The following is a 25,370-nucleotide window of genomic DNA, read 5'->3' as shown; positions in this document are numbered from 1 at the left end:
GAAGATACACATATTAAAGGAGGTATTTATGGCTTTGAAATATGAACCGATCAATTCTCAAGAATCCCCTCGATTTTGTGGTGTGAAAACATTTATGAGATTGCCGTATGTGAAAACAGAAGACGATATTGATTTTGCCGTCGTTGGTGTACCTTTTGATACTGGTGGCACTTTTGCAGTCGGTACCAGATTTGGTCCTGAATCAGTTCGCTCCATGTCCTCGCTTCTTAGACCTTATAATCCCGGTTTAGAGATTGATATATTCAAATATTGTTCAGGGGTAGATTATGGTGATCTTGCAGTGAATCCCGGTTATATTGAAGAGTCTTACCAAATGATTGAGTCCCAATTGGAATCTTTGCTGAACAAAGATGTGGTACCAATCTTAATTGGTGGGGATCATTCTGTATCTCTCCCTCATTTACGTGCCATGGCGAATCGCTATGGTAAGGTGAGCCTTGTTCATTTTGATTCCCATGGGGATACGTGGGATTCTTATTTCGGAAAAAAATATTCTCATGGAACCATGTTCCGCCGGGCAGTTGAAGAGAATATCGTGGACCCATTTAAATCAATTCAAATTGGAATGCGAGGGAGCTTATACGCACCAGATGATATTAAAGATGCGGAAAACCTTGGATATCAGGTGATAACCACTCAAACATTGAAAACGATGACAGCTAGTGAATTAGGAGAAATCATTAGGAATCGGGTTGGGAATAATCCTACTTTTGTCTCATTTGATGTAGATTTTCTCGATCCTGTATTTGCTCCAGGAACAGGCACACCCGAGGTTGGCGGTTTTAGTACCTTTGAAGCTCAACAATTTGTTAGACAGTTAAAAGGAGTAAATATCAAAGGATTTGATGTCGTAGAAGTTCTTCCGGATCGTGATCCTGCAAGAGTCACCAGTCTAGCTGCAGCAAATATTTGTTTTGAATTTATTTCACTGATAGCTTGGAATAGGAGGGTGGATGTAAAATCAGGTTACTCGGAGCCTGCCAAAAATGGGGATCAAACTTAACATTGGAAACACTTACAGAGTCTTTTTTTAAAAGTAAATGGGGATTTTTTATAAAAGGAAGGGGTATGTAAGTTGACATCTCTCGATTTAATGATTGTCCTTTTCTATTTTGCCATGCTCATAGGAGTCGGGATTTATAGTTCCAAAAAGATTGGAAATGAAAGCGATTTTTTGGTGGCAGGGAGAAGGCTCGGATATGGATTGTATGTCCCTGCTATGACTGCAGTTGTATTAGGTGGAGCATCGACATTTGGAAGTACGAAATTAGGATATCAATATGGTATTTCCGGGCTATGGTTGGTCGGGATGATAGGTCTGGGTATTTTAGGTATGGGCATCTTTTTTACTAAAAAACTTAGTAAACTTTCAATCTTCAGTGTAAGTGAACTGCTAGGAAATAGATTTGGAAATAGCAGCCGCTATATTAGCGGATTGGTCATGGCTGTTTATGACATCATGGTAGCTGTAACCGCTGTTGTTGCGATTGGTGTTATGTTTTCTGCATTATTTGGCTGGAGCAGTACAACAGCCATCCTAGTGGGTGGACTTATTGTCGTCTTTTACACCATGTTAGGGGGAATGTGGGCTGTAACGTTAACTGACGTGATTCAGTTCTGGATTATGTTTATCGGTTTGATAGGCATTTTAATTCCTATTGGAATCTATCATGCTGGTGGGGCATCGGGACTAGTGAATCAAGTTAGTCCGGAATTTCTAAATCTGACGAATATCGGTGGTAAAGCTATTTTTGCTTATTTCCTCTTATTTTTCTTTGGTATGATGATAGGTCAGGATATATGGCAGCGTGCGTTTACTGCCAAAGATGAAAAGATTCTGAGGAGAGGAACCATCTATGCAGGTGTACTTTGTATCATTTACGGTATTGCGGGTGCAGTAATTGGAATGGTAGCAAGTGTAGTCGTACCTGGCCTTGCCGATCCTCAACAAGCACTTCCACAACTGGTCATAAAAATCCTTCCAACAGGTTTGATTGGAATTTTAGTTGCAGCTGTATCTTCAGCTGTTATGTCCACAGCATCCGGGACCATCATGGCTTCTTCAACTATCATCGTAAATGATTTTATCCTATTTAAAAGTAAAAAAAATCGGACTGAAAAAGAGAAAATAAAGTTAACTCGAATTGTTACATTGATTGTAGGTTGTATTGCTATATTAATATCCCTTGTTCTTCAAGACATTATTGTTGCGCTGGATGTTGCCTATGCCATCCTTTCTGGCAGTATATTTATCCCGGTAATTGCTGCGTTGTTTTGGAAAAGAGTGTCAGCAAAAGTGGCCCTTTCATCAATGGTCATTAGTGCAATCGTCGTCATTGGTGATTTAATAATTGAAGGAGTTTCTTCACTAAACGCCATTATTTGGGGCATTGTTGCCTGCGCATTAGTAATGGGAATAGGGACTTTATTTCAAAATAAAAATACTCCAGTTGTTGAAGAGGTTAATAAGAATATGTAGCACTTAAAAAGCGCCAGACACCGTCCAAAAATAGGAAGGTGCCTGGCGCTTATTATTGTTTTTAGTTGTTGATAGATCTAATATAATAAACTGAGAGGAAATCAGAAAATTAAGCTTTAAAAGGTCTTGGAGGGGTAGAAATGAAAAACCTAGTGTCATTATTTCATAAAAGAATAGGCATGCCGAATAATGAAACAATTACCTTCGAAAAATTAGCTGAGGTTCTAGAAAAAACAGCACAAAGCATCCCGTTCGAAAATTTAAATATTTTTGAAGGAAAAATACAAACAATTACCAAGGAAAACTTAATGAAGAAGATCGTGGAAAGAAATGAAGGCGGTCTTTGTTACGAATTAAATCCATTTTTCTATTTTTACCTATTAGAAAATGGATTTAACGCAGTCTTAACAGACGGTGTTGTTTATAACCATGCTGCAGAGGAATATCATCAACTTGGAAGGACGCATGTAACAATTCTTATTAGTCACGAGGAACAAACGTATTTAATTGACACGGGATTTGGCGGGAATTTACCGTTAAAACCAGTTCCTTTGTCCGGTGAAATCATATCATCTTATAATGGGGAGTTTAGAATTAAAAAAGTAAACCATCAATATGGTAATTATTGTTTAGAAATGAAATTAAAGCATAAAGATAGAGATTGGAAAATTGGATATGCTTTTGATTCCAGGAAATCTATTGAAGATGCAGCAAAATTGAATGAGATCCAAACAATTATTTCCGAACACCCGAAATCTTCATTTAACAAACATCCACTATTGACCCGACTTACCAAAAACGGAAATATCACCTTAACAGATACCACATTTACTAAATGGGCTGATGGAATTATTTCTAAAGAGGCCATTAATACCGAGAAATACAAAGGATTGGCAAAGCAACATTTTGGGCTGTGAAACATAAGATTTTAAATGCCAATATAAAAAGCAAATAAATTTTTTAATTGAATAATATTTGTCCCGAACTCTTCCCTTCCTAAACGAACATGTCCCATGTTCGTTTTTTTTTAGGGAGAGAGATGAGGACGTTTACAGTGCTTCCATTACTATAGTAGCAGGGTACATAACTTAATCACCAAAAGTAACATAAAACAACAACATCTGGAAAAAATGTATTTGATACGGTCATTAATAGAATGAGGTGACAGCATGAATCCTTACATTGAGGTCAGAAGTGTCTCTAAGATTTTTGGTAATAATTCGAAACCTGCGATTGAACTATTGAAACAGGGTAAGACCAAAAAGGAAATTTTGAAAGCAACAGGTCAGACAGTTGGGGTGAAAAATGTTTCCTTTGAAATTTATCCCGGTGAAATTTTTGTCATCATGGGTTTGTCTGGAAGTGGGAAATCCACATTAATACGAATGTTTAACAGGCTGATTGAACCGACAATCGGAGAAATACGGATCGAGAATGAAGATATCGTGAAGATGAGTGAGGTAAGACTGAGGGAAGTCAGACAGAAAAAGATTAGCATGGTGTTTCAAAACTTTGCGCTGTTTCCTCATAAAACGATTGTGGAAAATACAGAATATGGGCTGGAAATACAGAAAGTTCCGGCTGAACAGCGCCGGAAAACAGCGCTTAGTGCGCTCGAAATTGTTGGTTTGAAAGGTTACGAAAACCAGCTGCCTAAACAATTGAGCGGCGGCATGCAGCAACGGGTTGGACTGGCCAGGGCTCTTGCAAGTAACACGGCAGTAATTTTGATGGACGAGGCCTTCAGTGCACTGGATCCACTAATCCGGAAAGATATGCAGGATGAATTGCTGGAAATCCAAGAGAAATACAAGAAAACGATTATCTTTATCACCCATGATTTAGATGAAGCCCTGCGCATCGGCGACCGGATTGCCTTGATGAAGGATGGCAGTATCATTCAGCTGGGAACACCTGAACAAATTTTGATGAGTCCCGCCAATGAATTTGTCGAGAAGTTTGTAGAAGACGTTGATTTATCCAAAATATTAACCGCCTCTCATGTGATGAAACGGGCTGAAAAAATCGCTTTCGATCGAGGGCCGCGGGTAGCGTTGGAAATTATGCGGAAGCAGGGATACTCCAGCATTTTTGTCGTTGACCGCCATCGGAAACTTCTGGGCGCCATTACTGCTGAGCAGGCACGGCAGGCCATTGAACAGGATCAAACCATTAGGGATGTCATGACAACCAATATTCCAACTGTCTCTGGTGAAACATTACTGACTGATCTAATGGATGTTATGGCCACATCGCTACTGCCGATCTCCGTTATCGATGAAGAAAACAGATTACAAGGAATTGTCATTCGCGGCGCCGTCATCGGGGCTTTGGCAGGAAATAAAGATTCCTTGAACGATTTGGAGAGTGAATGAGATGAATATACCGAAAATCCCTTTAGGAGATTGGGTAGACGCTCTGGTCAGGTGGGTCACCGTTGCCCTCTCAGGATTTTTTTCCGTGATAACCACCGCCATCGAATCCTTATTAGATATCATAGTAAGTGTTTTAAGTGCGGGTCCACCTATCATCTTAATCATCATCTTAACTCTGTTAGTCATCTATACCAGCAGATGGCCAGTAGGAATTTTTGCGCTCATTAGCTTGCTCTTGATTGATAATCTCGGTTATTGGGATTCCAGTATTCAAACCATTGCGATTGTATTATTATCAGGATTACTTACCATTATCATCGGGATCCCTGTTGGAATCTGGTGTGCGCAACGAAAAACGGTACATCGAATCGTAACGCCGATTTTGGACTTTATGCAGACCATGCCGGCATTTGTCTATTTAATTCCTTCTATATTATTTTTTGGAATCGGGGTGGTACCGGGAATTATTGCCTCGTTTATTTTTGCGATTGCACCAACGATCCGAATGACCAATCTGGGCATTAAGGAAGTCCCGAATGATTTAATTGAAGCAGCAGATGCATTTGGTTCCAGCAACAGTCAAAAATTATTTAAGGTTCAATTACCAATTGCCACACCAACGATTATGGCCGGGGTCAACCAAAGCATTATGCTGGCCCTTTCAATGGTGGTGACGGCATCATTAGTCGGTGCCCCGGGGCTGGGGGCAGATGTTTACCGGGCTGTCAGTCAAATTGACGTCGGAAAAGGTTTCGAAGCGGGATTATCCATTGTGTTTATCGCCGTTATTCTCGACCGGATTTCGCAAAACTTACGGAATCCAGCTTATGAGAATATGTTCAAGAAAAAATTCGCCTTTTCGATTTTAGCTGTTCTGATTATCGTGACAGCGATTGTAACAGGAGTTACAAAAGATACGGCAAAAAATAAAGACGGCAACAGCATTGGTGCCCAAACGGATTTTCACATTATCGGGATTGAACCCGGTGCGGGAATAATGACACAAGCGAATAACGCTATCAAGGAGTATAAGCTGGATAATTGGGAGCTGGCAGAAGGTTCATCTGCCGCCATGGCAGCTGAATTAAAGAAAGCTTATGATCATAAGAAACCTATTATTGTCACCGGATGGGCACCTCATTGGATGTTCTCAACTTACGATCTTAAATTTTTGAAAGACCCAAATAAATCCTTTGGGGAAGTTGAAGATATTCATACCATTGTAAGAATAGGACTGGAACAGGATGCGACAGGTGCCTACACAATCCTCGACCAATTTAACTGGGAACCAGCTGATATGGAAAAAGTGATGGTGGATATAAAAGGCGGGATGGACCCAGTTGAAGCAGCGGATAAATGGATTAAAGCTAACGGAAACAAAGTGGCGCAATGGACAAATGGTGCCAATCCAGGTAATGGAGAAAAAATCAATCTTGTCTATGTTGCTTGGGATACAGAAATCGCAAGTACAAATGTCATCGCGAAGGTTCTAGAGCAGCATGGCTATGAAGTGAAATTAAGCCAAGTGGAGGTTGGTCCTATGTTTGCCGGTGTGGCCAACGGAAGCGCAGACGCTATGGTGGCCGCCTGGCTGCCTAGTACCCATAAAGAATTTTATAAGCAGTATAAAAACGATTTTGTTGATTTAGGAACCAACCTCCATGGAACCAGGAATGGATTGGTTGTGCCAAAGTATATGGACATTGATTCAATAGAAGATTTGAAGTAGATTACATGGCCAGCCACCAAACTTGAATAAGCACATGTGTCACAAAAAATTTAAGATTTTTGGTTAAAATCCAAGAGGTTTTTCACCTGCTGTTATAGAATTACTCATATAGTAATACTATTAGATAGGGGTGGGGGAAAAGTGAAAATTAAAGTGGTAATGGACTCTGGGAAAGAATACGTTATATGTGAAAAAAATTATTCCTTAAATGACTTCACAAATCCATTTTTTAATGAATTGCCAAATGGAGAAAGAACCCTGCAGAATACTCTCGTATATTTAGATCAAGATGAAAAAATTGTGATCAATCCAACTCGTATATCATCAGTAGAAGTGATTGAAAAGTAAAGCTGCACATCCTTTCAAGGTTTTTAAGTGGAAATTTTAAAGCGAAATCATAATTGATTTCGCTTTTCGTATTTTAATGATCAAACTGATCCTTATATTTCTTTAATTTGTAAATGACAGAGGGTTGACTGATTCCTAGATATTCGGCCATTTGATATGTCGTTTGGCAGCGTTTGTATGCTTTTTCAATTAATTGCTTTTCGACTTCTTCTAAGGTGTTTTTTAAATTTAGTTTTCCTTCTACTTCCTCCTTACTAATAAGGTCATGATGATCTTCTGTCTGCTCGAAATTTCCCCGTATGGCAGGAGGGAGATGTGAAGGATATATCATCGGTGCTTCCGTTGTCAGGATTAATCGCTCGATTAAATTTTCAAGTTCTCGAATATTTCCTGGCCATTCATAATGCATTAATAATTCATAGGTAGACGGGTGAAACTTTTTTAGCGTTTGATATTTCTCATTTATCTTTTCAACATAATGTTGAATGAGAATAGGGATATCATCGTTTCGATCTGATAATGATGGGATTTGTATAGGCACGACATTCAAACGATAGAATAAATCCAACCTAAATTTACCCTTTTTCACCATATCTTCTAAATCTTGATTTGTGGCAGTAATTAACCGAAAATCAAGGAGAAGCTCTTTATTCCCGCCAATTCTTACCATCTTTTTTTCTTGCAGAACCTTTAGTAATTTAGCTTGGAGAGCAAGTGAGAGTTCTCCAATCTCATCCAAGAATAATGTTCCACTATCCGCTTGTTCAATTAATCCTTGCTTTCCTTTTTTATTTGCTCCCGTAAACGCACCGGTTTCATAGCCAAACATTTCTGATTCAAATAAGCTTTCAGGGATTGTGCTGCAATTGACTTCGATAAAGGGTTCTTTACTTCGGTTGCTCTGATTATGGATGGCACGAGCAAGTGTGCTTTTTCCAACTCCTGATGGACCTAAAAACAGAATCGTAGCATCCGTTTTTGCAACATTATTAATTGTTTTTATTATTTGCTGCATGGTATTACTTCTAGCTAGAATGGATTGAAAACCAAATTCTTTTTCCCTTAGGTCCTCCACCTCTGTTTGATATCCCTTTAATTTTCGTTGTAATTGCTCATACTCCTCCTTTAGTTTCCATATTTCCGTCTGGTCTTGACTATAACTTACTACTCTAACAAGGCGGCCCTCTTTATCAAATATAGGGTATCCCGTAGACATCACAACGTGACCTGTTTTCGTATGCTGCATAATACGAACTGGCTTTTTTTCTTTTAAAACAATGGCATTAATGGAAGGGGAGAGAAGACCTTCTTTTTCTAGTTCGTATACAGATTTGCCTATATACGAACCAGGCTCCATCCCATAAATCGACCAATGACCGGGGTGGGAGCGTTGAATAATTCCATTTTCATCAGTAATGGTTATATTGTTGTTCGACGTTTCAATAATTTTATTTAACTCCATTTCAAATATTGAATGTTCCAAAGGTACTCCTCCTTTTAATATCATCACCTTATTTTTGAATGGTCTGAAAGTTAATTAAAATATTAATCAAAAATAACAGAATAATCAATAATTAAATCAAATATCTATATATTTAATTAAAAATTAAATCAATAGAGTTGATTGGTTTATACTTTATGATCATTTTTCAAAAGAAATGTTGGCACGGAAATTGCATTATTATAGATAAGCAATCGAAATATTTTATTAAAGGGAAGGATGTTGATTATGACAAGAAGCAATGAATTAGTTCAAGAATTAATCGATTTAGATAAAAAGCATTTTTTTCATCCCACATCACCAATTAAACAGCAACAAGAACAAGGACCAGCCTTTATTTTTACAGAAGGGAAAGGAATTCATCTTTTTGATGTTGCAGGGAATAAAGTGATAGATGGAATGTCTTCACTTTGGAATGTGAATGTAGGGCATGGGAGGGAAGAGTTAGCAAAAGCTGCGATGGAGCAAATGACAAAACTTGCTTATAGCTCATGCTTTGCGACCTTTAGTAATGAGCCGGCAATTCGCTTAGCGGCGAAACTCGCTCAGGTTGCTCCGGGGGATTTAAGTGTAACTTTTTTTACTTCCGGCGGATCCGAGGCAAACGATACTGCCTATAAATTAGCTCGTCATTACTGGATATTAAAGGGAAAGCCAAATCGAAAAAAGATCATTTCTAGAACGAAATCCTACCATGGAGTTGCAATGGGATCCACTAGCGCTACTGGTTTGAAAGCTTTTAGAGATTTTACGAATTCATTAGCTCCTGATTTTCTATATGTAGACCATTTTTCTTCAAAATCATTACTTGAGACGATTGAAGCAGAAGGTGCAGATACGATTGCGGCTTTTATTGCGGAACCAGTACAGGGGGCAGGAGGCGTTCACGTAGCACCCGACCATTATTTTCAAGAAGTACGTCAAATTTGTGATGAGTATGGAATTTTATTTATTACCGATGAGGTCATTACTGGATTTGGCCGTACAGGAAAATACTTTGGAATCGAGCATTACGGAGTCGTGCCTGACATGATGTGCTTTGCTAAAGGAGTATCAAGCGGCTATGCTCAACTAGGGGGGGTAATGATTTCAAGTCGGCTGTATAAAGAATTTACCGAACTATCCAATGGTACTCTTTTACATGGATACACGTATAGCGGGCACCCAACGGCATGTGCAGTGGCATTGAAAAACCTAGAAATTTTAGAACAGGAACATTTAATTGAAAACGCACAATTTATAGGACAGGAATTACTTAAAGGATTTCAATGGCTTCACGGAGAAAGATATATCATAGGCAAAGTAAAGGGACTTGGTCTAATGGCTGGTATTGAGTTTGTAAAAGATCAAAATAAGAATGAAAATTTTTCAACACCAGTTTCCCCTGCTGTCGTGAACGAGGCAGCAAAGCGGGGACTTATTTGTCGGGCAGTCGTTTTAGATGGTCAAGATATTCTAGTATTTGCACCACCATTAACGATAAACAAAGAAGAGATTGGAAAAGTCATCGAGATTTTGAACGATTCTATCAAGGCTATCGAAAAAAATGTTTTTGAAAGTCTCGCGACAAAAGAGTGATAGAATACTAGAAATGATATTGGACATAGGAGTGAATGAATGATGAAGAAGAAGTTATTTATTAATGGAAAATGGTTAGAGGCAAAAAACTACGCGCCTTTACGTTCTCCCTATAGTGGGGAAGTAATTGCAGAGATCCCGTCAGCGACGATTGAAGAAGTTGACATGGCATTGGCTGCGGCTTATGAAGCTAGAAAAGTTATGGCTGCAATGCCAAGTCATCAACGCGCCAAGATTTTGGAAAATATCGCAAACTTGCTGGAAAAAAGAGCATCTGAAGCAGCAGAAATCATTGCTGCCGAAGCGGCTAAACCGATCTCGACAGCCCAGGGAGAGGTGGCACGTACGATACAAACGTATAAATTTGCTGCGGAAGAGGCAAAGCGTATTAAAGGGGAAACCATACCAATGGATGCTGCGCAAGGCGGAGAGGGAAGGATCGCGTACACAGTGCGTGAACCACTGGGTGTTATCGGGGCGATCACTCCATTTAACTTTCCAATGAATCTTGTGGCCCATAAGGTGGGCCCAGCGATTGCATCAGGCAATTCGGTTGTATTGAAACCTGCAACACAAACACCGCTATCCGCTTATTTCCTTGCTGAACTAATTGAAGAAGCCGGGCTGCCAGCAGGTGCATTCAATGTAATCACGGGAAGTGGGGCGTTAATAGGTGAAAAAATTGTTACAGATGATCGAATTCAAAAAATTTCTTTTACTGGAAGTCCTGCAGTTGGAATTGGCATCCGCAATAAAGCAGGATTAAAGCGGGTTACGCTTGAACTCGGTTCAAATGCCGCGGTGATCATAGATAATGGAGTAAATCTTGATAAATTAATATCACGGTGTGTGTCTGGAGCATTTGCTTTCCAAGGTCAGGTTTGTATCTCCCTGCAAAGAATTTATGTCCATGAAGAAATGTATGAAAATTTTGTAGAAAAGTTCATTGCTGAGACGAAGACATTAAAAATTGGCGATCCACTTGATCCAACAACAGATGTTTCAGCCTTAATTAGTTCAAAGGATGTTGAGCGGACGCTCCAATGGATTCGAGATGCGGAACATAGCGGAGCGAAAGTGGCATTAGGAGGGACGTCAGAAGGGAATATTTTATTGCCTACCATTCTATTAGAGGCAGATTCTTGTCTAAAAGTTTCTTGCCAGGAAGTGTTTGCCCCAATTGTGTTAATTAATAAAATTAAATCAGTCGGTGAAGGAATTGATCGTGTAAATGATTCCAAATATGGCCTCCAAGCAGGCGTTTATACAGATAATATCTTTACGGCACTTGATGCTGCAGAAAAGCTTCATGTAGGTGGAGTGATGATTAATGATATTCCTACTTACCGCGTGGATCATATGCCATACGGTGGCGTAAAAGAAAGTGGGATTGGCAGGGAAGGCGTGAAGTATGCCATTGAAGAAATGACTGAGCAAAAGCTTGTTGTATTTAATCGGAACTAATTGAAGTGGATCGGACAGTCAGAATTCCTCAATTTGAGGGATTCTTTTTTTGTCTCTAATAAACTGGATTGAAAATGATGATGCAAAACAACATCAATTTTGATGCGTGATGGCATTGTCATTCTGGTATTTTCTTGGTAATCTTGATACCTTTGTCCTTTTTTGTTGGCACCATTCTTGCATATATTAACAGGGAATGCAATAACGCTGGGAAAATTTGATGATATAAGAGGGGGGATATGATTTGAGGGATGTATTACCCAAAGAAAATCAAATTCAAAAAATGTATATTGATGGTGAATGGCAATTTGGTAGTAGTGGTAAAACGAGAGTAATTAAAAATCCCGCCACTGAGGAAGTTATTGCTACTGTTACAGAGGGTGCTGCTGAAGATGTATGCAGGGCTGTTGAAGCAGCTCATAGAGCATTTTATGAAAGGGGCTGGATGGCGAGTAAAGCAAGGGACAGGGCCGCAATTCTGTATCAGCTTGCTGACCGATTAGAGGAGAAAATTGAGGAATTTGCCTTATTAGAAACCTTAAATAATGGTAAATCTATCCATGATTCAATCTATGATATAAATGATGCCGTTAACCAGTTCCGCTTTTATGCTGGATTAGCTACAAAACCCCATGGTCAAGTTTACGACGTTCCAGATGAGATCCAGGCTATGGTCATTGCCGAACCGATAGGAGTTGTCGGACAGATTGTTCCTTGGAATTATCCATTGCTAATGGCAACACAAAAAATTGCACCAGCCCTTGCTGCAGGATGCACAGTGGTCATTAAGCCAGCTGAACAGACACCACTTACTCTGATTCGTCTATTTGAACTAATTGATGAAATAGGATTTCCAAATGGGGTAATTAATTTAGTTCTGGGAGCTGGTTCTGTTGTTGGTGCAGAATTGAGCAGTAACCCATTGGTGGATAAAATTTCCTTCACAGGTGGAACTGCCACAGGGAAAATTATTATGAAAACGGCTGCTGATACAATTAAAAAGGTAAGTTTAGAATTAGGTGGAAAATCCCCTTTAATTGTGTTTGAAGATGCAGATTTTGAAACTGCTGTTGATTATGCCTCATTTGCGATTTTTGCTAACCAAGGACAAGTGTGCTCGGCTGGTTCCCGTCTTCTGTTACAGCAAAGTATTTACGAGAAGTTTGTCACTGAATTAGTAAAGAAAGCCAAAGCGATTAAAATTGGTCCAGGAATTGATGAGAGTACTGATATGGGGCCACTTATATCCGAAGTGCAGCTAAATCGAGTTTTAGGATACATTGATATAGGGATTAAAGAAGGTGCACGTGTTTTATGCGGCGGAAACAAATTGAATCGACAAGGGTATTTTATCGAACCTACTATTTTTACTGATACCACTCCTGAAATGCGAATTGTTCAAGAGGAAATTTTTGGTCCAGTCCTCGTCATCCAAAAGTTTAAAACAGAAGAGGAAGCGATCCGCTTGGCAAATGGTACAAATTATGGTCTGGCGGGAGGAGTTTTTACTACGGATTCTGCTCGGGCAATGAGAGTGATTCGTAAATTAAGAGCCGGAATCACATGGATTAACACCTATCATAATACTTTTAATGAAGCACCGTGGGGAGGCTATAAACAAAGCGGTATAGGACGAGATCTAGGAACTTACGGTTTCCAAGAATATTTGGAAATGAAACAGGTCAATATCAATTTAGATATTAAACCGATTGGCTGGTTAAAAGCAGAAAATAAATAGTTTTTAAAAAGGGAGGACAAATGAATGAATAAAGTAGTTGTTTTAGGTGCTACAGGAACGATTGGGAAAGTAATAGTAAAGGATTTAGTGGAAAGTAATGTAGAGGTAATTGCAGCAGATTTAGAGCTAAATAAATTAGAAGAGTTAAAGAAATGGACAAATCATAGAATTTCCATTATCCCCTTGAATATTAAAGATGAAGAAAAAACAAAGGACGTCCTTCGGCAGGGAAATGTGTGCGTGAATGCTACAAATTATGTTTTTAACATTGATGTAATGAAAGCGGCTGCAGCTGTAGGAGTGAATATCCTCGATTTAGGTGGACTTTTTAAACGGACAAATGAACAATTAAAACTTGATAACGAAATGAAAGCGGCTGATATTTTATCTATCGTTGGAATGGGTTCTGACCCTGGAACTTCCAATGTTTTTAGCCGTTACGGTGTAGAGAAGTTAGATGCTGCAGAAGAAATTCACATTCGTTATGGATCGACAACATCAGGTGCTACATTCGCATTTGCCATTGATACGATTATCGATGAAGCCGCGAAAAATGCATTAGTTGTAAGAGATGGAAGACTCCTGGAAATTCCTCCGCTGGCTGATGAAGAATATACTGGTTTTCATGAAGAAATTGGCGTTCAAAAAACATACTCGATCATCCATTCAGAATTAGCAACATTACCTGTTAGCTTTCCGAGTGTTCAACAAATTACGTATAAAGATACTTGGGATCCTGCTACCATTGAAAAATTAAAAATACTAGATTCATTAGGTCTGCTAGAAACAAAGCCTGTAGAAATTGCCGGAAATAGCGTGGTGCCTAGACGCCAAACCGTTTCATTGCTTCAAACAGTCTTATCTGCAAAGGAAGAGCCACAGTGGGGGAAAGATGCTTTATTGGTGGAAGTAAAAGGAATGAAGGATGGTAATAGGGCATCTGTAAAATTAGAGCTGGTTACAGATTACCAAGAAGATTGGGGCGTTAGCGCTACTCAATATGCAACAGCCATTCCCGCTTCAATTGTTGCGCAAATGCTGCTCAAAGGTGAAGTGACAGAAAAAGGCGTTAAACCACCAGAGCAGTGTATTGACCCTGAGAAATTTTTATCCTATCTAAAACAGAAAAATGTTGAGTTGTACATTACGTATAGTGAAACGAAAAAGAATAGTATTGTTTTTGCGTAACAAATTTATAAAAATGGATTTTGAACTAATTATCGAGTTTTGAGTAAAATTACTTACTAGATTTTTGTAAAACTAAGGAGGAAATACAGTTGAAGAAAAATACTGCTTATATCTATGATGAAAGTTATTTTTGGCATGACACTGGTTCTGGAGCATTATTTGTTCCATCGGGAGGATTTGTAGAACCAGATAGATACGTTGAAAGCCCAGAATCCAAGAGACGTGTTAAAAACCTTATGGATCGATGTGGAATTACAAATAAACTTGAGGTAATCACACCTAGATCCGCAACTAGAGAGGAAATTGAATATTATCATACTTCCGAGTATGTAGACAAAATAAAAAAGTTAAGTGATTCCGGCGGCGGTGATGCAGGGGATTCAGCAACACCTTTTGGTAGAGGTTCTTACGAAATAGCAATGTTATCTGCAGGCGGCGGAATTGCTGCAGTTGATGCTGTTATGGAGGAAAAGGTGAGGAACGCTTATGTAATGAATAGACCAGCGGGGCACCATGCCGAAGCAGATTGTGGAAGGGGATTTTGTATATTCAATAATGCCGTAATTACAGCTGAATATGCAAAAAGAAAATATGGTTTAGAAAGAATTTTGATTCTTGATTGGGACGTCCATCATGGGAATGGTACTGAAACCGCATTTTACAACGACCCAAGTGTTTTATTTATATCAATTCATCAAGAATATAATTTTCCAACTGATCGGGGATTTGTGAATCATATTGGAGAGGGCGAAGGTAAAGGGTTCAATATCAATATACCTCTTCCAACTGGGACATCAAATGAAGGTTATTTATATGCGTTTGAAAAAGTTATTCTCCCTGTTGCAGATCAATTCAAACCGGAATTAATTATAGTTTCTGCAGGTCAGGATCCAAACATTTATGACCCCTTGTCCAGTATGATGGTAACTTCTGAAGGTTTTAGAAAAATGGCAGAAATGACAAAAGAAATTGCAGAAAAACATTGTAATGGAAAAATGGTTGCACTTCATGAAGGAGGCTATAGTACTGCATATGTTCCATTCTGTACTCTAGTAATACTGGAAGCTATGAGTGAATTAGACTCAGGGGTTGAAGATCCCTTTAATGTATTTTTTACAGATATGGTTCCCATTAAACGATTAATGGAACATCAAAAGTCTGTTGTTCATGATGTAATTGAGAATCTTAAACCATATTGGGGGTTTTAGGATTTAATGGTGAAACATTACATGAAAGGGGAATTGTTTATGGTAAAAAAATTAATTATCCTATTTTCTTTAATACTAGTATTGAGCGCTTGTAGTTCTTCAAATCAAGTAACAAATAGCGGAGGCAAAGAAAAAAGTAATACTTCAGAAAATGAAAGAAAAAGGATTGCCTTTTTTTCATCCGGATCAAATACAACTTATGAACAAGTAGCCTTCAAACAGGCAAAAGAAACAGCAGAGAAATTAGGAATGGATTTAGATGTTTTTGATGCTAGTTATGATGCCCTTAAACAATTAGGCCAGATTCAAAACGCGATTACTTCTGGAAAATATGATGGTTTTGTAGTCCAGGCTAATGATGGAAACCAATTGTGCAAAATTGTTACTCAGGATGCAGCAGAAAAAGGAATTGCCATCTCTGCGATCAATATTGAACTTTGCGGCGAACATGATAATGCAGCTAAAAATACCATTACATTCATAGGTGGCCAAGGGATAGGTGTCTACCAAGGTATACTTAAAAAGATTTTTAGCGATAACCCTGAAGGTGGGAAAATTGCGGCTATCGGCGGACCTCCTACAGGTGCCAACTATTTAAATATGAAGGCGGCATTTGAACTTGAATTGAAGAATTACCCAAATTGGGAGTTAGTAGGGATCCATTCTACTGACTATACAGCCAATAATGCTAATAAGGTGGCACAAAACGTATTACAAGCGAATAAAGACTTAGATGTTATATTTTCAAATTATTCAGGAATGTCCGTTGGAGTAGTTTCTGCTAAAAAAAGTATGAAACGAGATGATGTTAAGTTATATGATTTTGGAGGCGACAAGTGGGCATTCGAAGCGGTCAAAAATGGTGATATCGAACAAACAGCAATTATGTTACCAAGAAGAGAAATCGAACTTGGAATTATTGCCTTACACGATTATTTTAATGGAAAAGATGTCCCTAAGTTTATTAATTTAACAAAAGAGGACATTTTACCAGGGACGCCTTATGTTGAACGAAGTAATATTGAAGAGTTTGAGTCAAAAGGCTTTCCTCAATATTAAAAGGAGGGGGTAATATGGCCAACACCATAATTGAATCTGAGAAAAATGTAAGTACACATTCTATAAAAATATCAAACCTGACTAAGAAATATGGAAACTTTAATGCTAATAATAATATTAATTTAGATATTAAAATTGGTGAAATTCATTCAATAGTGGGTCAAAATGGGGCTGGTAAATCTACTTTATTAGGGATCTTATCTGGGCGTATTGCCCCAAGTAGTGGAAGCGTTCACATCTTTAGCGATGAGTTACACTACGGTGATCCAAGGTCGTCTAGGAACCAAGGAATTGCTACTATTTATCAGGAGCTTACTGTTATTCCTAATTTAACCGCCCTGGAAAATGTATTTTTAGGGCAAACGATAAGTCGTCTGGGTTTTATATCGAAGGAAAAGATGAAGATAAGATTTAATGAACTTTCTCAAATTATGGGGGTAGATATACCCCCATCTCTTTTAGCTAATAGACTTTCTATTGCAGATCAACAAATTTTAGAGATTATGAGAGGGATTCAATCAAATGCAAAAATAATATTACTTGATGAACCAACAGCATCCCTTGCTCCCCCGGAAAGAAAATCTCTTTTAAAGACAATTAAATCCCTTCGAAGTAAGGGTATAACAATCATTTATGTAAGTCATAATTTAGAAGAAATACTTGAAATTAGTGACAATATAACAGTATTTAGGGATGGAGAAAAGGTATGTACAATGCAAAAAGATTTATGGACAAAAGAAAAGTTAGTTGCAAGTATGCTGGGGCATGAAAACGTTAAAGAATATTTGAAATTCGATATAGATGAGAAAGTGGTTAGACGGAAGGATAGAAAAGAAATTATAAGTTGTAAAAATGTTACTGTACCAGGAATTATAGAATCAATTAATCTTACTGTTTTTTCGGGTGAAATTGTTGGTATTGGAGGACTTGTCGGTTCAGGAAGAAGCACCTTCGTAAGAGCGTTGTCGGGATTAGAACCAACCTCATCGGGTCAGTTAGTAATTGAAGGAAAAAAGGAAAAATGGCCAACATCGCCAAGAGTTGCAATGAAGTATGGTATTGCGTTGGCTCCGGAAGATAGAAAGAGCCAAGGGCTTGTCTTAGGGTTATCTGCACAAGATAACATCAATATGGTTAATTTTAAACAAGTTAGTAAATGGGGTTTCTATTTAAAAAAATCGGCAAATAGTATTGCTCAAGATTTTTCTGAACAATTTGGTTTAACCAGATCTGTAAATTTAGAGTGTAAAAACCTTTCAGGTGGAAACCAACAAAAGGTTCTTTTATCAAAGGTTTGTAATATTAAACCCAAAATTTTAATAGTTGACGAGCCCACTCGTGGCATTGACATTGGAGTAAAAAAAGACGTCATGAAAATATTAAAAGATCTAGCTGACAAAGGAATGGGTATAATCGTCATTTCATCTGAACTGGAAGAAGTGGTTACTGTAAGTGATAGAGTAATTGTTTTCTCAAAGGGAAGAATGGTTAAGGAATTGAAAGATAAAGAAGAAATAAGCGTAAGTAATATACTGAACTCTACTTTCTAGGGAGGACAAAATAGTGTTAGAATCTAAAATTAATTTAGAACATAAAAAATACTTTAAGTCCAAAAATATAAACTATTTATTTTTGGAGTATGGTACAGTAGTTGCGTTTATTATAATAATAGCCGTTGCAACAATCCTCTATCCTAGATTTCTTTTACCAGAAAACCTATTAAATATATATAGCCAATTATCAATCATCGGTGTAATGAGTATAGGAATGACATTTGTATTAATTACTGGTGGACTAGATATGTCTGTAGGCGGGATTTATGCCGCGAGTGCTGTTCTTGTGGCCAGCCTTGCAGATCATTTACCTTTGGCAGTAGTAATAGTAATTACAATACTTTTCGGTTTCATTTTAGGCTTATTAAATGGTGTAATCGTAACCAAATTTAATGTGCCGGCATTTATTGCAACACTAGGTTCAGGTTCAATTTTTACTGGGATGGCACTTTTATATTCAGATTCTCAACCTTTTTATGTAGAAAAGACCTCATTTCAATGGCTGGGATCTGGGTTTGTTGGTGTGATACCAGCTTCAGTAATTTTCTTGTTTCTAGCCTATTTTATAGCTGGTATCATCCTAACTTTCACTACCTTTGGAAAATCATTATTTTCAATCGGGGGGAATAAGGAAGCTAGTAGATTATCTGGTCTACGGGTTAATGGAATAACAACATCTGTTTATGGGATAAGCGGTATGTGCGCAGCTTTAAGTGGGATTATTATTGCTTCTAGATTAGGTCAAGGGCAGGCCAATATTGGAGAGACAATTGTCCTTGATGTAATTGCAGCAGTAGTTATTGGTGGAACATCGTTATATGGAGGGCAAGGTGCAATATGGCGAACATTCATTGGTGGTTCAACTTTAATTATTTTGTCAAATGTATTTGATAGTATGGCAATGAGTCCTTACTGGCAATCCACGTTTAAAGGAATAATAATTATAGGGGCAGTAATGTTTGATTTTTACACAAGATCTAAGCTTAATAAATAAACGAAAGTAATAAAGAACATACATGAATCATTGACTCACACACCCGGATGAAAATATTTCATCTGGGATTTTTCTGTTTTCCTCTAGCTTACTAATTCTATGGGCAGTAAAGTTGACGAGCGATTTTGAATTGGTTCTAGCTAGTTTAGGATGGCTCATACAGGAGGATTGGAGTAAGTTGTAGAATAATAATGTAATAAGGTAGTTTAAATATTTACTCAACAAACTTTTATCTCAATTGTTAGGGAAATTGTCAATGGTTTTCTTAAAAGGGGGAGTAATAAAATGAATATAAAGGAATATTTCATAAAAGATGCGATGTGTGTACAATTGCCTGTTACCTTTCAGCAAATCATAACCGAGGCAGTGAAATCTAATTATAATTGGTTTATTCTTTGTTCGGGTCAGCAGGTTTTAGGATGTATTAGACGTGAAGCGCTATATGAAAAATTAACAGAAGTTGATTTGGCTAATATGAATACTTTATCAATTGAAAGTATAACAACAGAGGTCTCAGTATTATATAATGACGTTTCAAATCAACCGATTTATGAAGAAAATAAAATCATTGTTATTATGGATAAAAATAAAGAGATTGAAGGGGTAATTGACTGGGAGTCCGATAAAAGTATTCGAAATATTGCGTCCAATGATGAGTGGTTTATGGAAGAATTGCAAACCGTTTTTGAACAGTATTATCAAAGTGTATTTGTAGCAGATGAAACAGGAAAAGTAATTCGGGTAACCTCTAACGATGACCAGCAGCATCTGGGGAAAAATGTGTTTGACTTGGAGAAGAGGAAAGTATTCTATCCCTCTATCACTGCGAAGGTTTTAAGGTCAGGCAAGCGGGAAAGTGGCTTGCAGTATACAAATACAGGTGAAATTTTTGATATAGAATCTATCCCTATTAAAAATGACAAGGGAGATGTTGTCCGGGTTGTTTCTATCACAAAGGATTCAACGGAGGTTAATGCACTTAAAAAGAGATTGGAAGAATCAAGGAGTTTGATAGAAAATTACCAAAGGGAGGTTGCACGCTTTCGTCAAGAAAAATATGAAGAGAAACCATTTATTTATAAGAGCAAGAAGATGGAGGAACTGTATGAGCTGATCAGTTCGGTAGCGTCCGTAGATGCTTCAGTTTTAATATTAGGTGAAACAGGAGTAGGGAAACAAATCGTCGCAAACCAAATCCATTTATTAAGTAGCAGAAGAGATAAGCCGTTTATTACCGTCAATTGCGGAGCTATACCAGAAAATTTATTGGAATCGGAATTATTTGGTTATGAAGAAGGAGCTTTTTCTGGTACCAGAAAAGGTGGGAAATTGGGGATATTTGAGCTTGCAGATAAAGGGACTCTTTTTTTGGATGAAATTGGCGAACTGTCACTTGCGCTTCAAGTGAAACTTTTACGAGCCTTACAGGAAAGAGTAATTATGAAAGTTGGCGGAACAAAGGAAAAGAAAATTGATGTAAGAATTATTACTGCTACAAATAAAGATTTAAGTCAAATGATCAAAGATGGTACGTTTCGTGAGGATCTATATTATCGTATTAATGTAGTACCTATCCAAATTCCCAGTCTTAGAGATAGAAAGGAAGACATAGAGAAACTGGCATTTCATTTCCTTCATGTATTTAATCAAAAATATCGAAAACATATTGCTCTTAATCCTTTACAGTTAAAACAATTATTAGAGTATTCATGGCCAGGGAATGTTAGGGAGTTAGAAAATACGATAGAAAGATTCGTTGTAGTGGAAAAGGCGATTATTTTTGATGAAAAGGAAAATAGTTCTTCTCAACTAATTCCTCTAGAAACAGGGGGAAAACAGTTGCCAAATTTACTAGAATTCATAGAGACAGTTGAAAAGGAACTTTTATTAAAGGCAATGAGCCGATATAACACAACAAGGGAAATGGCCAATAGTCTTGGTGTAAACCAATCTACTATCGTAAGAAAATTGCAGAAGCATGGGTTAGTGAGATAGTCTGCTAAGGGCTTTAAAAACTTACATATAAAAATACTTCAAATACCATGAATTGATGCATAAATGCATTTTAGGTGATGCAAGATGCCATCGTAACGGACGCTAAAGTAGGAATATTCAGTACAATTAATCTATTAAGCAGAGTTATAATTTGGCACGAAACTTGCTTACTTTTTAATTAAAGGAATACTTGTAAGCGCAATCAAAAAAATTATTGCATGAAGAGGTGTTAAGGTATGAGCTCAATTAAGCTACTAGAAAATGTACGCGTAGGAATTGACACGGGCGGAACTTTTACGGACTGCGTTTTATGGAAAGATGAATCTCCACTAATCAATATTAAGGTCCCTTCTACCCCGTCAAATCCTGCAGAAGCTATTTTGAACGGGCTTGAGCGTCTTTGTAAAATAGCAGGAATACCAATACAAAATGTTAAGTTCCTGGCACACGGGACAACAGTTGCTACAAATGCAATGCTGCAAGAGCAGTGGGCAAAGGTAGGGCTCATTACTACAAAAGGTTTTCGCGATTTATTAGAGATTGGCACACAGATGCGCCCTGAGTTATATCAGCTTCAGCAGCGAAAATCTGCTCCGATCGTCCCTCGTAATCTCCGGATGGAGGTAACAGAGCGTGTTGATCCATATGGAAGAGTAGTTGAAGAGATTAATAAAGATGAAGCAGATGAAGTAATAAAGGAAATGCTCTCAAACGGAATTGAAAGTCTGGCGGTCTCTTTTCTATTCTCATACGCAAATTCAGAACATGAAACAGCCATTCGAGAGGCGGCAGCGGAACTAGCACCTGATCTTTATGTATGTATTTCTTCAGAGGTCAGTCCTGAGTTTCGTGAGTATCCCCGCACATCCACAACTGTGATTAATGGTGCATTGGCTCCTGTTGTACGCCGTTATATACGCCATCTGCGGCAAGAATTGGACGCAAAAGGAATAGGGAATAAATTAAATATTATGCAGTCAAATGGTGGAATTGTCTCTGGAAAGGAAGCTGAGATGTCTTCACATAACCTAATCCTTAGCGGACCAGCTGGGGGAACAGTTGCAGCCGCAGAAATTGCCCGGAAGGCAAATGTTCCAAACGTCCTAACCTTTGATATGGGAGGTACAAGCTCAGATATTGGCATCATTATCGACGGTAAACCCCAGGTCGTTCAGGGAACCACGGTAAATAACACATATCCTTTACAAGTTCCAACCGTTGACATACATACGATTGGAGCCGGCGGCGGCAGTATTGGCTGGAAAGATCAAGGAGGAGCACTAAAGGTAGGCCCTAAGAGCGCAGGTGCCGTGCCTGGGCCAGCATGTTATGGATTAGGAGGTATAGATCCTACAGTGACCGATGCGAATCTTTTCCTTGGCCGTCTTGATCCGGAATATTATCTTGGCGGTGAATTTGAGGTTTATCCCGAACGGTCATATGACGCATTAAAAAAGCTCGCTAAGGAGTTAGATCTTGAAGTGGAACGAGTGGCTTCCGGAATTTTAGAAGTGGCCAACGCTAATATGGCCGGTGCCCTTCGTGTGGTATCCAGTCGACGAGGTTATGATCCAAGAGACTTTGCACTATTAGCTTATGGAGGTGCAGGGCCTTTACATGCAACAGCACTTGCTCGAGAACTTGGTATTAGAAATGTGATTATTCCTGCATCGCCTGGTGTGTTATGTGCACAAGGCCTGCTTCTGAGCGATATCCGCCATGATTTTACCCATACGGAAGTCGTTTCGATAGAGGCTGCTGATTTAGTAGTTCTAGAAGGCAGTTTCAGCGGACTTGAAAACAGGGGTGTGAGCCGACTTGATAAAGAAGGCGTACCATCTGACAGAATACGTCTAATGCGGTCGCTGGACCTTCGTTATAAAGGACAGGAATATTATCTAAATATTCCAATTGAAGGAAATATGACAGCAACACTGCTTAAAAATGCAACCGATCGTTTTCACGAAATGCATAAGAGCACTTACGGCCATGCTGCAATAGACGAACCTGTTGAAATTGTTAATTTACGATTATCGGCTATTGGGGAAATTGAAAGGATAGACAAACAGATAGTAAACGAGGTAAACCGTTTAAAATCTGCTGTACCAATTAACCAAAGATCTGTATTCTTTAATGGTTATGGATGGATGAATACACCAATTTATCGCCGTGAAGATTTCAATTTGGGTGTGAAGATCGAAGGGCCAGCCATTATTGTACAAATGGATACGACTGTAATTATTGAGCCAAAACAACTTGTAAGATCCGATGAACAAGGAAATCTAATTGTGTTATTGGAGGAGATCGAATGAGCAAACAGATGCAGACATCAATAATTAAGCCATTACCAGAATTGGAAATTGATGCAATTACATTAGAGGTTGTTTATAGCAGCTTGCTTACTGCTGCAGACGAAATGAGCGGTGTACTTGGCAGAAGTGCGTATTCACCGATCATTCGTGAGATGATTGACTATTCATGTGGAATTTTTGATTCGACAGGGAATCTAATTGCACAAGCAGAGAATATTCCGGCTCATCTTGGTTCAATGGGCACTGCGCTGCGAGATCTGTTCAATGACTTTCCGTTGAATTCATTTAAACCAGGTGATGCATTCTTAGTAAACGATCCATACCGCGGCGGGCAGCACACACCCGATCTTCATGTGTTTACCCCGGTTTTCTACGACGGCGAGCTAATCGGAATATGTGGTACGATTGCCCACCATGCAGACATGGGAGGTAAAAATCCGGGAACAGAAGGCTTTGACAACCGATCGATTTTTGAGGAAGGACTGCGCATTCCGCCTGTAAGATTAGCAACAGCGGAAGGAATTAATGAGGCAGTTACAACAATCATTGCTGGTAATGTTCGGGAGCCAAAAGCAACGATGGGTGACTTGCGTGCTCAAATAGCTTCCTGCCGCTTTGGTGAAGGGCGTCTGCAGGAACTGGCTAAGCGATATGGAGTCATCATTTTAAAAGAAGTAATGAAGAAGTCTATGGATTACTCGGAATTACGGATGCGAACAGAGTTAGCTGGGATGAAAGATGCTGAAACGACTGTCAGCGGCTGGCTCGATGATGACGGTGTTGGGGGAGATCCAGTAGAAATACGTGTAAAAGTTGTTAAAAATAACGAGGAAATTGAGGTTGACTTCACTGGCACAAGTCCTCAAATGGCGGGAGGTATGAATGTTCCGCCAGCTGCAGCAGCTTCAGCAGTTCTATATGCAATAAAATGTGTGGTAGATCCTGCAACACCACAAAATCAGGGGTGTTTCCGCCCGATAAAAGTAGTGCTTCCGGAAGGAAGTATTGTTAATCCTCATTTTCCAGCTGCGGTAAGTTTACGTCATCTTGCTGTTCAGCGGATAGCTGATACAATTTTACGGGGGCTTTCTGAGTTATATCCGGAACGAACAGCTGCTGGAACATTTGTTGGCTTCTCAAGTTTAGCCATTGACAGCTGGCATCCCGTTAATAAGACTCCAAGAGTAATTCAAGATGATCTCGGTGGAGGAATGGGCGCTCATGCGAACGGGGATGGCATTGATGCAGTTGATACCCACTGTGGAAACGTTGCTATTTTGCCTGCGGAGGTATGTGAACTGTCCTATCAAGTTCGTGTTCGATCAACAGAACTTATCCCTGATTCAGGAGGGCCCGGAAAATGGCGCGGGGGCCTTGGGATTAGACGGGAGTACGAGATACTTGAACAGCCCCATCAAGGTCTTGTTTATACGGAACAATCCAATCCACATTTTGCCCCATGGGGTCTAGAGGGAGGAGGCACAGGCACCCCTGCGAGGATTAGACATGTTAGAAGTGATGGAAAAGAGATCGAAATGAGTAAGGGATATTTCCGGGCACTTCCCGGTGATCGGATCATTATCGAAACATCTGGAGGCGGCGGATACGGCGATCCAATTTCTCGTGATTCCCATCTAATCTTAAAGGATATACGTGAAGGCAAGGTAAGTATGGAAGCAGCAGAAATAATATATGGTGCGGTTGACAAAGGGATCTTATAAGATTTTTGGTTTACCCGTAGCCAAATTTTTAAACAACAGCAGAAAATCTTAAAAATATTGACCCATTTCTTGGCCTATTATCACTAAACGATATAAGGAGGATTGAA

Annotated in this window: 18 protein-coding genes; 17 read left to right on the top strand and 1 reads right to left on the bottom strand. The window is 38.8% G+C overall.

Features of this window, described 5'->3' with window-relative positions:
* Window positions 1–28: 28 nt before the first annotated feature.
* The 6 genes from speB (at window position 29) to FAY30_RS13820 (ending at window position 6,952) form a co-directional block, all read left to right on the top strand.
* Window positions 29–1,024: an agmatinase gene (gene speB, locus FAY30_RS13845; RefSeq protein ID WP_149870430.1), complete on the top strand. Its 996-nt coding sequence runs from the start codon at window positions 29–31 to the stop codon at window positions 1,022–1,024.
* Between the two features lie 72 nt (window positions 1,025–1,096).
* Window positions 1,097–2,500: a sodium:solute symporter family transporter gene (locus FAY30_RS13840; RefSeq protein ID WP_223820779.1), complete on the top strand. Its 1,404-nt coding sequence runs from the start codon at window positions 1,097–1,099 to the stop codon at window positions 2,498–2,500.
* Window positions 2,501–2,640: 140 nt separating this feature from the next.
* Window positions 2,641–3,417: an arylamine N-acetyltransferase family protein gene (locus FAY30_RS13835; protein WP_149870429.1), complete on the top strand. Its 777-nt coding sequence runs from the start codon at window positions 2,641–2,643 to the stop codon at window positions 3,415–3,417.
* Between the two features lie 252 nt (window positions 3,418–3,669).
* Window positions 3,670–4,875 (top strand): quaternary amine ABC transporter ATP-binding protein, encoded by a 1,206-nt coding sequence (locus FAY30_RS13830; RefSeq protein ID WP_149870428.1) that lies wholly within the window; start codon window positions 3,670–3,672, stop codon window positions 4,873–4,875.
* A gap of 1 nt (window position 4,876) precedes the next feature.
* Window positions 4,877–6,604 (top strand): glycine betaine ABC transporter substrate-binding protein, encoded by a 1,728-nt coding sequence (locus FAY30_RS13825; RefSeq protein ID WP_149870427.1) that lies wholly within the window; start codon window positions 4,877–4,879, stop codon window positions 6,602–6,604.
* A 141-nt stretch (window positions 6,605–6,745) separates the two neighbouring features.
* Entirely contained in the window at window positions 6,746–6,952 is a 207-nt protein-coding gene (locus FAY30_RS13820; protein ID WP_149870426.1) for a hypothetical protein, read from the top strand.
* Between the two features lie 73 nt (window positions 6,953–7,025).
* On the opposite strand, the gene FAY30_RS13815 is transcribed toward FAY30_RS13820, so the two are convergent.
* The gene (locus FAY30_RS13815) at window positions 7,026–8,414 is read right to left on the bottom strand and encodes a sigma-54 interaction domain-containing protein (RefSeq protein ID WP_223821004.1); all 1,389 of its coding nucleotides are present in this window, start codon (window positions 8,412–8,414) and stop codon (window positions 7,026–7,028) included.
* A 267-nt stretch (window positions 8,415–8,681) separates the two neighbouring features.
* Between FAY30_RS13815 and FAY30_RS13810 the strand changes: the two genes are divergently transcribed.
* The 11 genes from FAY30_RS13810 to FAY30_RS13760 all read left to right on the top strand — a co-directional run bounded on the left by FAY30_RS13810 (window position 8,682) and on the right by FAY30_RS13760 (window position 25,263).
* Window positions 8,682–10,031: an aminotransferase family protein gene (locus FAY30_RS13810; protein ID WP_149870424.1), complete on the top strand. Its 1,350-nt coding sequence runs from the start codon at window positions 8,682–8,684 to the stop codon at window positions 10,029–10,031.
* A 39-nt stretch (window positions 10,032–10,070) separates the two neighbouring features.
* Window positions 10,071–11,495, top strand: a complete 1,425-nt coding sequence (locus tag FAY30_RS13805) for an aldehyde dehydrogenase family protein (protein WP_149870423.1) — start codon at window positions 10,071–10,073, stop codon at window positions 11,493–11,495.
* A 283-nt stretch (window positions 11,496–11,778) separates the two neighbouring features.
* A complete protein-coding gene (locus FAY30_RS13800; protein WP_149872708.1) occupies window positions 11,779–13,233 on the top strand; it encodes an aldehyde dehydrogenase family protein in 1,455 nt (484 codons plus the stop codon).
* Between the two features lie 24 nt (window positions 13,234–13,257).
* Window positions 13,258–14,421, top strand: a complete 1,164-nt coding sequence (locus FAY30_RS13795; RefSeq protein ID WP_149870422.1) for a saccharopine dehydrogenase family protein — start codon at window positions 13,258–13,260, stop codon at window positions 14,419–14,421.
* A gap of 89 nt (window positions 14,422–14,510) precedes the next feature.
* Entirely contained in the window at window positions 14,511–15,629 is a 1,119-nt protein-coding gene (locus FAY30_RS13790) for a class II histone deacetylase (RefSeq protein WP_149870421.1), read from the top strand.
* A gap of 39 nt (window positions 15,630–15,668) precedes the next feature.
* Window positions 15,669–16,688 carry a sugar ABC transporter substrate-binding protein gene (locus tag FAY30_RS13785; RefSeq protein WP_190284646.1) on the top strand — a complete coding sequence of 340 codons (1,020 nt, stop codon included), beginning with the start codon at window positions 15,669–15,671 and terminating at the stop codon, window positions 16,686–16,688.
* 14 nt (window positions 16,689–16,702) lie between these two features.
* Window positions 16,703–18,238, top strand: a complete 1,536-nt coding sequence (locus FAY30_RS13780; RefSeq protein ID WP_149870419.1) for a sugar ABC transporter ATP-binding protein — start codon at window positions 16,703–16,705, stop codon at window positions 18,236–18,238.
* A 13-nt stretch (window positions 18,239–18,251) separates the two neighbouring features.
* On the top strand, window positions 18,252–19,235 hold the full coding sequence (locus tag FAY30_RS13775) for an ABC transporter permease (protein ID WP_149870418.1): 984 nt from the start codon (window positions 18,252–18,254) through the stop codon (window positions 19,233–19,235).
* A gap of 285 nt (window positions 19,236–19,520) precedes the next feature.
* Window positions 19,521–21,230, top strand: a complete 1,710-nt coding sequence (locus FAY30_RS13770; protein ID WP_149870417.1) for a sigma-54 interaction domain-containing protein — start codon at window positions 19,521–19,523, stop codon at window positions 21,228–21,230.
* A gap of 236 nt (window positions 21,231–21,466) precedes the next feature.
* Window positions 21,467–23,542: a hydantoinase/oxoprolinase family protein gene (locus tag FAY30_RS13765; protein ID WP_149870416.1), complete on the top strand. Its 2,076-nt coding sequence runs from the start codon at window positions 21,467–21,469 to the stop codon at window positions 23,540–23,542.
* On the top strand, window positions 23,539–25,263 hold the full coding sequence (locus FAY30_RS13760) for a hydantoinase B/oxoprolinase family protein (protein ID WP_149870415.1): 1,725 nt from the start codon (window positions 23,539–23,541) through the stop codon (window positions 25,261–25,263). The genes FAY30_RS13765 and FAY30_RS13760 overlap by 4 nt, the downstream gene beginning before the upstream one ends.
* The last annotated feature ends 107 nt before the right edge of the window (window positions 25,264–25,370 follow it).

It is taken from the genome of Bacillus sp. S3 (assembly GCF_005154805.1).
Classification (GTDB): domain Bacteria; phylum Bacillota; class Bacilli; order Bacillales; family Cytobacillaceae; genus Neobacillus.
This window is presented reverse-complemented; position numbering and strand designations above follow the sequence as displayed.